Raw genomic sequence first — 11663 nt, 5'->3', positions numbered from 1 at the left:
CACGGCACGCTGACCACCGCAGCCATCGTGATCTGGCTCCGCGATCTCATCAAAGAGCCATCGGACACGCCCTAGCCTCCATGGCCCTTGCCCCCGTCGATCCGGCGGCCACGCCCGAGGCCCACGAGGTAAGAGACTCGCTCAGTCTGCTCCAGCACCTCCTGCACGAATTGCGATAGGTGACCACATGTCTCGCCCCGCATGGCAGAAGTCTTCATTCAGCACTGGCCCGGAAGGCGCCTGCCTCGAAGCCGCCCGCACCGCTGGTGGTCTCATACGTCTCCGCGAGAGCGATGACCCCGCCCAGGTCATCACCGCCACCCCCACGGCTTGGGCCGCCCTCCTCACCACCGTCAAAGCCGGAAGGCTCCCCGCATGCTGAAGGAATTCGCCGAACTGTCCACTCCGCTCGTGGCCGACGCCTGTGTGCGGCACGGCATACCGCTCCGCATCGCCCCCGCCGGCATCGGCGCGGTCGTACCCGGCCATCGGGTCGCGGGACGGGTTCTGCCCGCCCGGCACTACGGCAGTGTCGACGTGTTCCTGGAGGCGTTCGGCCGGGCCGAGCCAGGTGACGTGCTCGTCATCGACAACGGCGGCCGCACGGACGAGGCGTGCGTCGGCGACCTGGCCGTGCTGGAGGCCGAAGCGGCGGGCGTGGCGGGGCTGGTGGTGTGGGGGCTGCACCGGGACACCCCGGAGCTGGTCGAGATCGGCCTGCCGGTGTTCAGCTACGGCGCCTACCCGCCCGGCCCAGTGCGGCTCGACGAACAGGAGCCCGAGGCCCTGGCCTCGGCACGCTTCGGGCCGCACCTGGTGAGCGGCGACGACCTCGCCTTCGGTGACGACGACGGCGTCGTCTTCCTCGCCGCCACGCACGCCGAGGCCGTACTGGCGACCGCGCACGAGATCCGGCGCACCGAGCGCGAACAGGCGCACCGCATCAGGTCCGGCGACACGCTGCGCAGCCAGACGTCGTTCGACGACTACCTGGCCCGCCGCGCGGCCGACCCGTCGTACACCTTCCGCCGGCACCTGCGCCGGATCGGCGGGGCCATCGAGGAATGACAAGAGGCACCGCGCAGCGCGCGATGCCTCTGTCCTGCGTGCCGAGCGGGTCAGGCACGCACCATCCACCAGGCGCCGGCGCCGCCGCAGCCGTCCCACTGGTAGGTGGTGCTGCGGTAGCCGGGCGGGATGGGGGAGCCGACGCAGGTCCACATGCCGTGGCGGACGGGCTCCTGGTACCACATGCCGATGCCCTGGCAGCCGTCGCGGTTGAAGTTGGAGGTCACCTTGCCGGGCGGGATGGGCGAGCCCGAGCAGGTCCACTGGCGCTCGGTGGCGAGCGAGTGCCACCAGGCGCCGATGCCGCTGCAGCCGTTGCGGTCGTAGTTGGTGATGACGTAGCCGGACACGATCGGCGAGCCCGAACAGGTCCAGATCCCGTTCTTGGCGGGCTCCTGGTACCAGGAGCCGGCGCCGTTGCAGCCGGTGCGGTCGTAGCCGGAGATGACGTAGCCGTCAGGGACGGGTGCGCCGGAGCAGGTCCAGCTGCCCCGCGGCTTCCACCCGCTGGGCGCGGCACCGGCCGTACCGGCGGCGGCCCCCGTGAGGACGGTCGCGATCATCGCAACCGCTCCTACGACTGCGGCGATCCTGCTCAGGAAACCTCTGTCCACTTCACACCTGTCCTGTCGGCATGTGCACTTCATGCGTCTGTCGAGAGCCAAGAACACCGGAACGCGGGGAAGGCGTCATCCCCCTTTGGTGGAAGCAGGCGTTGCGCTACTCGTACGGGTGAACGAGAGCGATGGACCGGCGCCGGGTTCGTTCGGCATGCTGGGATCGGTGACGTACCTGAAGGGGAGACCGCCATGAGCGCACTCACCGTCGATCACGGCCCCGGCAGGGGCTGGGACGACCTCGTCCGGATCTGGGAGCAGACGGACGCTCCTGAGGGCTGCAAAGTGGAGATCATTGAAGGGATCGTCACCGTGTCGCCCGCCCCCAGCAACACGCACAACAGCGTGGCCTGGAAACTCCAGCGCCAGCTGACCACGATCATTCCCAAGGACTGGGGCATCTACCAGACCTTGGCTGTCGCCGTACCGTCCCGCAGTGGTCTCTACATCCCCGATCTTGTCGTGGCGCCCGAGGCAGTGGTGGATTCGGCGCCGACCCAAGCCAACGGTTCCGAGAATTTCATCCAGGCTGAGGCAGCTGAGCTCGTCGTCGAGATCACCTCGAAGTTCAACGCGCAGCACGACCGAGTCAGCAAGCCCGCCGGATACGCCCACGCCGGTGTGCCCCTGTACCTGCTCGTTGACAGGTGGGCTCAAGGGGGGCCGACGATCACGCTCTTCGGGGAGCCGAAGAACGATGTCTACCGCGTCCTGCAGGCAGGGAAGTTCGGTGACGGGATCCACCTTCCCGCACCGTTCGACATCGTGATCGACACGGATGCATTTCCCGCGGCCTGACAGGCAAAGGGAATGACATGAGGCACCGCGCAGCGCGCGGTGCCTCGTGCCATGTCGTGCCGAACGGGTCAGACACGCACCATCCGCCACGCGCCGGCGCCGCCGCAGCCGTCCCACTGGTAGGTGGTGCTGCGGTAGCCGGGCGGGATGGGGGAGCCGATGCAGGTCCACAGGCCGTCGCGCGCGGGCTCCTGGTGCCACATGCCGATGCCCCGGCAGGCGTCGCGGCTGAAGTTGGTGGTCACCTTGCCGGGCGGAATGGGCGAGCCCGAGCAGGTCCACTGGCGCTCGGTGGCGAGCGCCAGCCACCAGGCGCCCATGCCGTTGCAGCCTTGGCGGTCGTGGTCGGTGATGACGTAGCCGGACGGGATGGGCGAGCCCGAGCAGGTCCAGATCCCGTTCTTGACAGGCTCCTGGAACCAGGAGCCCAGGCCGCCGCAGCCCTTGGGGTCGGAAGCGCTGATGACGTACCCGTCCGGGACGGGCGTCCCGGAGCAGGTCCAGCTGCCCGTCGGCTTCCATCCATTGGGCGCGGCACTGGCCGTGCCGGTGCCGGCGCCCGTGAGGACGGTCGCGATCATCGCAACTGCGCCGATGACGGCGGCGATCCGTCGACGGACGCCCGCCATTGCCGCACTGCTCCGCAGTTGCCTGGAATGCCTGTCCACTACACACCCGCCCCGTCGACATGGGCACTTCACGTCTGTCGTCGCCCAGCACACCGGAACGAGGGGAGGGCGTCATCCCCCTTTGGTGGAAGCGGGAGCAAAAGGGCCCGTCCCACCACCCGACGGGTGAGGGGACGGGCCCTCCGGCGTGAAGGATGGAACGGTTCAGCGGCGGGCGGAGACCGCCACGACCCGCTGGCGCGTCATCGCCTGGCGCGTCGCGTACAGCGTGATCGACGCCGCGCCCACCATGGCCAGCAGGCCCAGGACCACCGTGCCGTCCCAGCCCGCCGAGCGGAAGGCCATCGCGCCGAGGGTGCCGCCCACCGAGCTGCCCAGGTAGTAGGCCGTCTGGTAGAGGGCGGACGCCTGGGCGCGGCCCGTGGTGGCGGCGCGGCTGACGGAGGACGAGGCCACCGCGTGGCCCGCGAAGAAGCCGGCGGTGATCAGGACCAGGCCCAGCAGGACCGCGGTCAGGGAGGACGTCAGGGTCAGCAGCAGGCCCGCCGTGGACGTGCCGACGGCCAGGTACAGGGCGCCGCGGCGGCCCAGGCGGCCGACGAGCCGGCCGGCCGCGGCCGAGGAGAGGGTACCGACCAGGTAGATGAGGAAGATCGAGCCCACCACGCCCTGCGGGAGCGAGAACGGGGCGTCCGCCAGCCGGTAGCCGATGACCGTGTAGACCGCTCCGAAGACGGTCATGAAGAGCAGGCCGATCGCGTAGAGGCGGCGCAGCAGCGGATCGGACAGGTGCGCGCCGAGCGTCCGGCCGAGGGACTTCACCGAGACCGCCGCCGGCGTGAAGTGGCGGGCCCGGGGGATCATCGCGCGGAAGACGACCGCGCACACCACGGCCAGCGCGCCGACCGCGGCCAGGCCCGCACGCCAGCCCCATGCCTGGGTCACCCAGCCGGCGAGGATCCGGCCGACCATGCCGCCGATGCTGTTGCCCGCCACGAACAGCCCGATCGCACCGATCAGTGCCTTCGGGCGCACCTCCTCCGCCAGGTACGCCATCGCCGACGCCGGCACGCCGGCCAGCGCGGCACCCTGCACCGTGCGGAGGGCCACCAGCCAGCCCAGGTCCGGGGCGAGCGGCACGAGCACCGACAGGAGCGCGGCCACGCACAGTGCCGCCGTCATCGTCGTGCGCCGTCCGTAGCGCTCCGAGAGCGCGCTGAGCGGGATGACCGCGAGGGCCAGACCGCCGGTCGCCGCGGAAACGGTCCAGCTGGCCTGATCGGGCGTCACGCCGAGGTCGTCCGAGATCGCCGGGAGCAGCGCCTGCGTGGAGTAGAGGAGGGCGAAGGTGGCGACACCGGCGGCGAAGAGCGCGAAGCTCATCCGGCGGTAGCCGGGCCCGCCGGGGACCAGCCGGGTGTCGGTGTCATCGGAGGGGAGGGACGACGAGGTGGAGGCACCCGAACGCATGATGACGACGGATGCCCCGGTATCGGCAGGAGGCATGGGAAAACCGTATGCAGCCTGCATCTGATGCGTCCAATGCACAGACTCGCCATAATCGATCCCATGCAGCATGACCGCAGGTCACGGGTGTCTCTGTCACCAATTGGCAACAGGAGTGTTACCCAAAACTCTGACGTGCCGGCAACGGCCGAACTGGAGGCGGGCTCCTGGGCCACCACTCTGACGCCGCGTCTGGCCCAGTTCGTGGCCGTCGCCCGCCACGAGCACGTCACGCGCGCCGCCCAGCAGCTCGGCATGCCGCAGTCGACGCTCAGCCGCTCCATGGCCCGGCTCGAACACGACCTGGGCGTCGACCTCTTCGCCCGGCACGGCCGCACGGTCTCGCTCACCGCGGCCGGCCGTGCCTTCCTCGGCTCCGTCGAGCGCGCCCTGGCCGAGGTCGACCGAGCCGCCGAGGCCGTACGGGCCGACGCCGACCCGTCGACCGGCAAGGTCGCGTTCGGCTTCCTGCACACGATGGGCTCCGAGACCGTACCCGAACTCATCCGGGCCTTCCGCACCGACCATCCGCGCGTGCGCTTCCAGCTCTTCCAGAACTACGGCGAGGCGATGATCGAGCGCCTGCGCGACGGTGACCTCGACCTGTGCCTGACGTCGCCGGTGCCGGACGCGCCGGACCTGGTCGCGCGCCGGCTCGACGAGCAGAAGCTGCGGCTGGTGGTGCCGGACGATCACCCGCTGGCGGTGCGCAAGCGGATCCGGCTCGCGGAGGCGGCCGGGGAACTGTTCGTCACCCTCGAACCGGGATACGGGCTGCGGCGCATCACCGACGCGCTGTGCGCGGAGGCGGGGTTCGTGCCGAAGGTGGCGTTCGAGGGGGAGGACCCGGAGACGCTGCGGGGGCTCGTGGCGGCGGGCCTCGGGGTGGGGCTGCTGCCGCCGCCCGCGGTGCCGCGGCCGGGAGTGGTGGAGCTGACGGTGACTGCGCCGCGGGCCGTTCGCGAGATCGGGGTGGCGTGGCTGGACGGGCATCCGGACACGGCGCCCGTTGCGGCCTTCAAGCGGTTTTTGCTGTCGCGGCGGGGGCAGTTGTTGCTGCACCGCTAGGCGGTGCCGGTGCCGGTGCCGTGTGCCCGTGCCGGGGCCTGGGGGGATCTTGCCCCTGCCCCGCCCTTTCACCGTTTCTTGTCCTCAAGCGCCGGACGGGCCGGTGGTGCTGCTTGTCCTCAAGCGCCGGACAAGCCGGGAAACCAGCCCGTCCGGCGATTGAGGACCGGGGTCCGGGGCGGAGCCCCGGTCAGTGCCGCAGTGACTGGCCGAAGCCGGAGGCCAGAGGCATGCGCAGGCCCAGGGGCGGAGGAGCCGCCAGCGCGTCGGCCACCGGGCGGGCGTAGGGGTGGGCGAAGAGCGCGCCGCGGACGAAGTCGGCCACCAGGGCCTGCACTTCGGGGCGGTGCTGGCGCAGGGCGTGGCCGTCCGAGTGGACCTCGAAGCGGCACACGTTCCTGTTGATCTTCTTGGCCCGTTCGGCCAGCCGGTAGGACAGGTCCGGGTCCGTGCGCTCGTCGTTGGTGCCGTGCACCAGCAGCACCTGCCGGCCCGCGAGCTGCCGCACCGGGTCGGGATCGAGCACCGCCTCCGGATCCGGCAGCCAGGGCGCGAGCGCCAGCACCGAGGTGACGGCCGGGTGCCCGGCGGCCCGGAGCGCGGCGCGGGCGCCCATGCCCGTACCGATCAGACAGACCGGTACGTCGCCGTAGCGCCGCACCACCTCCTCGGCCGCCCACTCCGTGTCCTGCACGGGATGGGCCGCCGGACCGTTCCAGCCGCGGTGGCGGTAGTGGAGGACGTGGACGACCAGGCCCTCGTCCCCGCCCGCCCGGGTCAGCCGGCGGGCCAGCGGCCGCTGCGCGGCCGGCGCGAAGCGCGAGGGGCGGCGTATTCCGGTGGCGCTGCCGTCGGGGAGCAACAGGGCCACCCCGTGCACGGCGTTCCCGATGGGGCCGGCTCCGAGCGGTTTTCCGAGGCGGGCCGCCGGTCGCGGGTCCGCCGGACCTTCTGGATCTCGCTGCGGCAACGCTTGCTGCACCATGGCAGACAACGATGGCAGAAGGACGGGTGGTGTCCACCCCGCCGATGGGTCACTGTTCCGTATCGTTCGCGTACATCTACGCGCGTAGGGGCTACAGTGCCGAGATGACGAGCGAGACCTTCTCCCGGCCGGCCTCCCGGCCTTCACCCGATCAGATCCGTCGCGCGCCCAAGGTGCTGCTCCACGACCACCTCGACGGTGGAGTGCGGCCCGGGACGGTCATCGACCTCGCCGCCCAGGTGGGGTACGACAAGCTGCCCGAGACGGACCCGGACCGGCTGGGTGTCTGGTTCCGCGAGGCCGCCGACTCCGGGTCGCTGGAGCGCTACCTGGAGACCTTCGCCCACACCTGCGCCGTCATGCAGACCCGCGAGGCGCTGGTCCGGGTGGCCGCCGAGTGCGCCGAGGACCTGGCCGAGGACGGCGTCGTCTACGCCGAGGTGCGCTACGCCCCCGAGCTGCACGTGGAGAAGGGCCTCAGCCTCGACGAGGTCGTCGAGGCCGTGAACGAGGGCTTCCGGGAGGGCGAGCGCCGGGCGCGCGCCAACGGCCACCGCATCCGCGTCGGCGCGCTGCTGACCGCGATGCGGCACGCGGCCCGGGCGCTGGAGATCGCCGAGCTGGCCAACAAGTACCGCGACTCCGGCGTGGCCGGCTTCGACATCGCGGGCGCCGAGGCGGGCTTCCCGCCCACCCGCCACCTGGACGCGTTCGAGTACCTCAAGCGCGAGAACAACCACTTCACGATCCACGCCGGCGAGGCGTTCGGCCTGCCCTCGATCTGGCAGGCCCTGCAGTGGTGCGGTGCCGACCGGCTCGGTCACGGCGTGCGCATCATCGACGACATCGAGGTCGCCGAGGACGGCACGGTCACGCTCGGCCGCCTGGCGTCCTACGTGCGCGACAAGCGCATTCCGCTGGAAATGTGCCCCACCTCCAACCTCCAGACCGCCGCTGCGGATTCATACGAAGAGCACCCCATCGGTCTTCTCCGTAAGCTGCACTTCCGACTGACGGTGAACACCGATAATCGTCTGATGAGCGGCACCAGCATGAGCCGTGAATTCGAGCACCTGGTCAAGGCGTTCGGCTATTCGCTGGACGACATGCAGTGGTTCACCGTCAACGCGATGAAGTCGGCGTTCATCCCATTCGATGAACGTCTGGCCATGATCAACGAGGTCATCAAGCCGGGCTACGCCGAGCTGAAGTCCGAGTGGCTCTTCGACCGGACGCCGGGCGGAACGGCCTGACCAGCAATTCCTTTTCGGGCCGGCCCGTGGGCCGGCCCGGTGGAAAATACGGTGAAGGTACCGGTGGATACGGCCGGGATTTACATCCCGGCCGTGTCAGTGATTGCGTGCCCACCGCACTCGTGGCTAGGTTGCGTGCCGCTCGGCATTTTCCGTTGCTCCCCGCATTCCCCGTCACGAGGACACAACTGATGAAGCAGGCATCCCTCAAGGCCCTTGGCGCCGCCGTTGTCGGTGCCGCCATCGCCGTCGGCGCCGCGGGCACCGCCTCCGCCGACGCGCTGGAGGCCGTCACCACCACCGCCACGGGCGCGTCGAAGGGGCTCCCCATCGAGCAGCTCGCCCCGGCGGCCCCGGCCGGCGGGCCGCTGCTCGTCGCCGCGAACAGGCTGGTCGCCTCCGGGGTCCTGGAGCAGACGGCCAGGGCCGTCGACGTCGCCATCGCCCCCAACCTGCCCACCGAGAGGCTCGCGCCGAACGACAACAAGGGCAACGCGGGCCTGCTCGGCGCCCTGCCCACCAAGGCCATCGCCCCCAACGGGATCTCCCTGCCTGGCCTGGGGACGCCCAACATGCGCTGAGGCACCGGCACCGCACACGGGACGGACGGCACGACGGGCCGCGCACCCCTTCGAGGGGTGCGCGGCCCGCGCGTCGCACCGGACGGCCGCACCGGGGGCGGCCCGGGCATCACCAGCTCTTGGCGGCGGCCCGCCGGCTGCCCTCCTCCGGCATCAGGATCCACAGCGCGATGTAGAGCAGGAACTGCGGGCCGGGCAGCAGGCACGACAGGAGGAAGATGACCCGCATCGTCGTCCGGGAAGTGCCGAAGCGCTCGGCCAGACCCGCGCAGACTCCGGCGATCATCCTGTGGTGACGGGGGCGGACCAGCGGAGCGGACATGGCGGTGACTCCTTCAGCGTCGTGGCGTCTCAGCGTCGAGGTGCGGGAACGTCTCCCGATGTCCTCAACGCTACGGCCGCCGGCCCCGGCGCAGCGTCACTCTAGGGAGCGATCCCGACCCTGGGGATCGTCGGGGTCAGACCCCGGTCCGGCTCCTCCCGGCGGACGGCCCGGGTAGGGCCCGCCTCGCCCCTGCGGCGGAGGCGCGCCCGTACCGCGGGGACGACGGCCAGGTGCGCGACGGTCACGCCGGTGACGTTCAGCAGCAGCGCGTCGACGTCCAGGACCTGGCCGACCACACCCCCCTGCACGACCTGCAGGACCAGCGAGACCATCGCCGCGGTGAAGACCGTCCGGGCCAGCGACACCGGCGTCGACGCGACGATCCGGCCTCCCGCCCAGGGCAGCAGCACCCCCAGCGGCGCGAACGGCAGCAGCCCCGCCCCGATCGTCCGCACCGCCCCCCACGGACCCAGCGCCAGATCGGCCCGGATCGTGGCCAGCGGCTCCAGGTGCGCGGCGGTCACCCACGGTGCGGTCAGCGGCCGCAGAGCGAGCCAGCCGACCACCAGGAGATGGGCGGACAGGAGGACACAGCCCGCCACGCGGTAGCGGTATCGGAGGGCGGGCGAACCGCCGTAGCCATGACGCTGCACGCCCCCCATGACGCGGTGCGCGGGGCGCGCGGTTCCGCAGCCGGGTACAGAGAGTCAGCGCCCGTTGTCAGGAGACGGCGCCACCGGAGCCCTGAACCGTCTCCGGACGGGTCCGCGCCTCCTCCGTGCAGGCGTAGCCGCGCGGCTTGTCCTCGCCCGGCCCGCCCAGGATCACCGTGCTGTGCCCGTCGGCCGCGCGGGTCCCGGCGTACGTGCACACCAGCTGCGCCAGCCCCAGCGGGGGCAGCTCGTCCGGCGCCGTGTTCAGGCGCAGCGTCCCCTCCGGGTCGCCGCTGCGCGGCCCGGCGACCGACAGCCGCTGCGGCACGTCGGTGGAGAAGCCGGCCTCCTCCTCGGAGGGCGAGGGCTGGCGGCGCAGCTCGTCGAGGAGCGCCCGGGCGATCGCCGTGGCGTCCCCCTCCTCCGGAACGGCGACCGTCCGGGTCACCGGCAGGAGCTGCGAGGAGCACACGAGCTGGACGGAGTACGCGGAGCTGCCCGGCGCCGCCGTGTTCTGGTGGCCGGAGCGGGCGACGCAGGTCGCGCGCGAGGGCGCGCTCCCGGCGTCCACGGGCACGGCCGTGCCGCGGATGCCGCAGCCGGTGAGCAGCAGCAGGCCGGCCGCGACGGCCGCCGCACGGGTGGTGTCGGCGAGTCTCACTCCGCGCTCCCCTCGGCCGCGCCGCCGGGCGGCGTGCTCCCGTCGTCCGTGACGCCGGAGGCGTCCCGGGGCAGGGTGAGCGTGAAGACGGCCCCGCCCTCCGCCGAGTTCGCGGCGGTGATCTCGCCGCCGTGGATGTGGGCGTTCTCCAGGGCGATGGACAGGCCCAGGCCGCTGCCCTCGGAGCGCGGGCGCGAGGCGCTCGCCTTGTAAAAGCGGTCGAAGACGTGCGGCAGGACGTCCTCGGGGATGCCGGGGCCGTGGTCGCGCACCGCGATGACCAGCGAGTCGTCCGTCTGCCGCACCGACACCCGCACCGGCGAGCCGCCGTGCTTGAGCGCGTTGCCGATGAGGTTGGCGAGGATCACGTCCAGGCGGCGCGGGTCGAGCCGGGCCATGGTTCCGCGCTCGGCGTCGAGTTCGACGGCGTCCAGCCAGGCCCGCGCGTCGATGCACGCCGTGATCTGGTCGGCGATGTCCACGTCGTCCAGGACCAGCCGGGCCGTGCCCGCGTCGAAGCGGGTGACCTCCATCAGGTTCTCCACCAGGTCGTTCAGTCGGCGGGTCTCGCTCACCACGAGCTGCACCGCGGGCGCGATCATCGGGTCGAGGTTGTCCGCCTCGTCCTCCAGCACCTCGGTCACCGCGGTGATGGCCGTGAGCGGGGTGCGCAGTTCGTGCGACATGTCGGCGACGAAACGGCGGCTGGCCGCCTCCCGCGCGCTCAGCTCCTCCACCCGCTTCTCCAGCGACTCCGCGGTCCTGTTGAAGGTGCGCGACAGGTCGGCCAGCTCGTCGGTGCCCGACACCTGCAGGCGCGTGTCCAGCTTGCCCTCGCCCAGCCTGCGGGCCGCGTCGCCGAGCCGCTGCACGGGCCGCAGCACCGTCGAGGCGGCGGCCTGCGCGAGCAGGGCCGAGCCGATCAGGGCGAGGCCGGTCGCGATCCCCAGCGACCAGGCCAGCGAGTTGAGGTCGGCGCGCTCGTTGTCCAGCGACTTCAGCAGGTAGCCGGTGGGCCCGCCGCCGATGACCTTCGCGCCGCCCACCAGGTAGGGCTTGCCGTCGAGCGTGATCCGCTGCCAGTACAGGTGGTACGGGTAGGGGTTGGAGTCGTCGACCTTGCGCTCCCGGTTGACGGCGGTGACCAGGGTCTTGGGCACCACCCCCAGCGTGAACAGGTCGCGGTCCGAGGGGGCGGCGCAGTCGCCGCCGCCCTTGACCGTGCCGATCAGCAGCACCTCGTACTTCTGCGAGGTGGCCGCCATCCGGTCCGCGGCCTCCTGCAGCTCCGGGCAGGTCGGGCTCAGCGGCAGCGAGCCGGTGTTGTCCTGGAGCGACTTGCGGAAGTCGTCCAGGGCGGCGTTCTGGGTACGGGTGAGGACCGCGTCACGGTTGAGCCAGTACGCGATGGCCGACGCCGACACGGCGGCGGCCAGGGCCACCAGCGCGAAGACGAGCATCAGCCGCAGCCGCAGACTGATCCACCGCATGCTCAGCTTCATGACGTTCGTGGCCGATG

At 71.6% G+C, this 11663-nt stretch carries 14 protein-coding genes; 6 read left to right on the top strand and 8 right to left on the bottom strand.

Features of this window, described 5'->3' with window-relative positions; all coding sequences use genetic code 11:
- Positions 1–187: 187 nt before the first annotated feature.
- Together IE182_RS28325 and IE182_RS28320 are read left to right on the top strand one after the other, a co-directional pair.
- On the top strand, positions 188–382 hold the full coding sequence (locus IE182_RS28325; RefSeq protein ID WP_190112816.1) for a DUF397 domain-containing protein: 195 nt from the start codon (positions 188–190) through the stop codon (positions 380–382).
- Positions 376–1068 (top strand): RraA family protein, encoded by a 693-nt coding sequence (locus IE182_RS28320; protein ID WP_190112815.1) that lies wholly within the window; start codon positions 376–378, stop codon positions 1066–1068. Before IE182_RS28325 ends, IE182_RS28320 begins: the two co-directional genes overlap by 7 nt.
- 50 nt (positions 1069–1118) lie before the next feature.
- Here IE182_RS28320 and IE182_RS28315 read toward each other — a convergent pair whose 3' ends face one another.
- Positions 1119–1631, bottom strand: a complete 513-nt coding sequence (locus IE182_RS28315) for a hypothetical protein (protein ID WP_229845184.1) — start codon at positions 1629–1631, stop codon at positions 1119–1121.
- 246 nt (positions 1632–1877) lie between these two features.
- Here IE182_RS28315 and IE182_RS28310 point away from each other — a divergent pair, with 246 nt between their 5' ends.
- Positions 1878–2483: a Uma2 family endonuclease gene (locus tag IE182_RS28310; protein WP_190112813.1), complete on the top strand. Its 606-nt coding sequence runs from the start codon at positions 1878–1880 to the stop codon at positions 2481–2483.
- A 68-nt stretch (positions 2484–2551) separates the two neighbouring features.
- Here the strand turns inward: IE182_RS28310 and IE182_RS28305 are convergent, their stop codons facing one another.
- A complete protein-coding gene (locus IE182_RS28305) occupies positions 2552–3112 on the bottom strand; it encodes a hypothetical protein (RefSeq protein ID WP_190112812.1) in 561 nt (186 codons plus the stop codon).
- A 204-nt stretch (positions 3113–3316) separates the two neighbouring features.
- Positions 3317–4582, bottom strand: coding sequence for an MFS transporter (locus IE182_RS28300; protein ID WP_373303632.1), 1266 nt, complete (start codon positions 4580–4582; stop codon positions 3317–3319).
- 171 nt (positions 4583–4753) lie between these two features.
- Here IE182_RS28300 and IE182_RS28295 point away from each other — a divergent pair, with 171 nt between their 5' ends.
- Positions 4754–5686, top strand: coding sequence for a LysR family transcriptional regulator (locus tag IE182_RS28295; protein ID WP_373303630.1), 933 nt, complete (start codon positions 4754–4756; stop codon positions 5684–5686).
- A 190-nt stretch (positions 5687–5876) separates the two neighbouring features.
- Here the strand turns inward: IE182_RS28295 and IE182_RS28290 are convergent, their stop codons facing one another.
- The gene (locus IE182_RS28290) at positions 5877–6671 is read right to left on the bottom strand and encodes an alpha/beta hydrolase (RefSeq protein WP_190112809.1); all 795 of its coding nucleotides are present in this window, start codon (positions 6669–6671) and stop codon (positions 5877–5879) included.
- A gap of 104 nt (positions 6672–6775) precedes the next feature.
- Between IE182_RS28290 and IE182_RS28285 the strand changes: the two genes are divergently transcribed.
- Positions 6776–7924 carry an adenosine deaminase gene (locus IE182_RS28285; protein WP_190112808.1) on the top strand — a complete coding sequence of 383 codons (1149 nt, stop codon included), beginning with the start codon at positions 6776–6778 and terminating at the stop codon, positions 7922–7924.
- A gap of 191 nt (positions 7925–8115) precedes the next feature.
- The gene (locus tag IE182_RS28280; RefSeq protein WP_190112807.1) at positions 8116–8505 is read left to right on the top strand and encodes a hypothetical protein; all 390 of its coding nucleotides are present in this window, start codon (positions 8116–8118) and stop codon (positions 8503–8505) included.
- A gap of 109 nt (positions 8506–8614) precedes the next feature.
- Here the strand turns inward: IE182_RS28280 and IE182_RS28275 are convergent, their stop codons facing one another.
- From IE182_RS28275 to IE182_RS28260, 4 genes are all read right to left on the bottom strand, one after another.
- The gene (locus IE182_RS28275; protein WP_190112806.1) at positions 8615–8827 is read right to left on the bottom strand and encodes a PspC domain-containing protein; all 213 of its coding nucleotides are present in this window, start codon (positions 8825–8827) and stop codon (positions 8615–8617) included.
- Between the two features lie 101 nt (positions 8828–8928).
- Positions 8929–9483, bottom strand: a complete 555-nt coding sequence (locus tag IE182_RS28270; protein WP_190112805.1) for a VanZ family protein — start codon at positions 9481–9483, stop codon at positions 8929–8931.
- Between the two features lie 67 nt (positions 9484–9550).
- The gene (locus tag IE182_RS28265) at positions 9551–10144 is read right to left on the bottom strand and encodes a hypothetical protein (RefSeq protein ID WP_190112804.1); all 594 of its coding nucleotides are present in this window, start codon (positions 10142–10144) and stop codon (positions 9551–9553) included.
- Positions 10141–11634 carry an ATP-binding protein gene (locus IE182_RS28260; protein ID WP_308432176.1) on the bottom strand — a complete coding sequence of 498 codons (1494 nt, stop codon included), beginning with the start codon at positions 11632–11634 and terminating at the stop codon, positions 10141–10143. Before IE182_RS28260 ends, IE182_RS28265 begins: the two co-directional genes overlap by 4 nt.
- Positions 11635–11663 lie beyond the last annotated feature (29 nt).

It is taken from the genome of Streptomyces cinnamoneus, assembly GCF_014650495.1.
GTDB classification, from domain to species: Bacteria; Actinomycetota; Actinomycetes; order Streptomycetales; family Streptomycetaceae; genus Streptomyces; species Streptomyces cinnamoneus.
This window is presented reverse-complemented; position numbering and strand designations above follow the sequence as displayed.

What these genes read in the sequence shown, in the direction of transcription:
- IE182_RS28300 (WP_373303632.1), bottom strand. Translation starts at nt 4,582, where the DNA reads ATGCGTTCGGGTGCCTCCACCTCGTCGTCCCTCCCCTCCGATGACACC.
- IE182_RS28305 (WP_190112812.1), bottom strand. Translation starts at nt 3,112, where the DNA reads ATGGCGGGCGTCCGTCGACGGATCGCCGCCGTCATCGGCGCAGTTGCG.
- IE182_RS28285 (WP_190112808.1), top strand. Translation starts at nt 6,776, where the DNA reads ATGACGAGCGAGACCTTCTCCCGGCCGGCCTCCCGGCCTTCACCCGAT.
- IE182_RS28325 (WP_190112816.1), top strand. Translation starts at nt 188, where the DNA reads ATGTCTCGCCCCGCATGGCAGAAGTCTTCATTCAGCACTGGCCCGGAA.
- IE182_RS28315 (WP_229845184.1), bottom strand. Translation starts at nt 1,631, where the DNA reads ATGATCGCGACCGTCCTCACGGGGGCCGCCGCCGGTACGGCCGGTGCC.
- IE182_RS28260 (WP_308432176.1), bottom strand. Translation starts at nt 11,634, where the DNA reads ATGCGGTGGATCAGTCTGCGGCTGCGGCTGATGCTCGTCTTCGCGCTG.
- IE182_RS28320 (WP_190112815.1), top strand. Translation starts at nt 376, where the DNA reads ATGCTGAAGGAATTCGCCGAACTGTCCACTCCGCTCGTGGCCGACGCC.
- IE182_RS28310 (WP_190112813.1), top strand. Translation starts at nt 1,878, where the DNA reads ATGAGCGCACTCACCGTCGATCACGGCCCCGGCAGGGGCTGGGACGAC.
- IE182_RS28275 (WP_190112806.1), bottom strand. Translation starts at nt 8,827, where the DNA reads ATGTCCGCTCCGCTGGTCCGCCCCCGTCACCACAGGATGATCGCCGGA.
- IE182_RS28290 (WP_190112809.1), bottom strand. Translation starts at nt 6,671, where the DNA reads ATGGTGCAGCAAGCGTTGCCGCAGCGAGATCCAGAAGGTCCGGCGGAC.
- IE182_RS28280 (WP_190112807.1), top strand. Translation starts at nt 8,116, where the DNA reads ATGAAGCAGGCATCCCTCAAGGCCCTTGGCGCCGCCGTTGTCGGTGCC.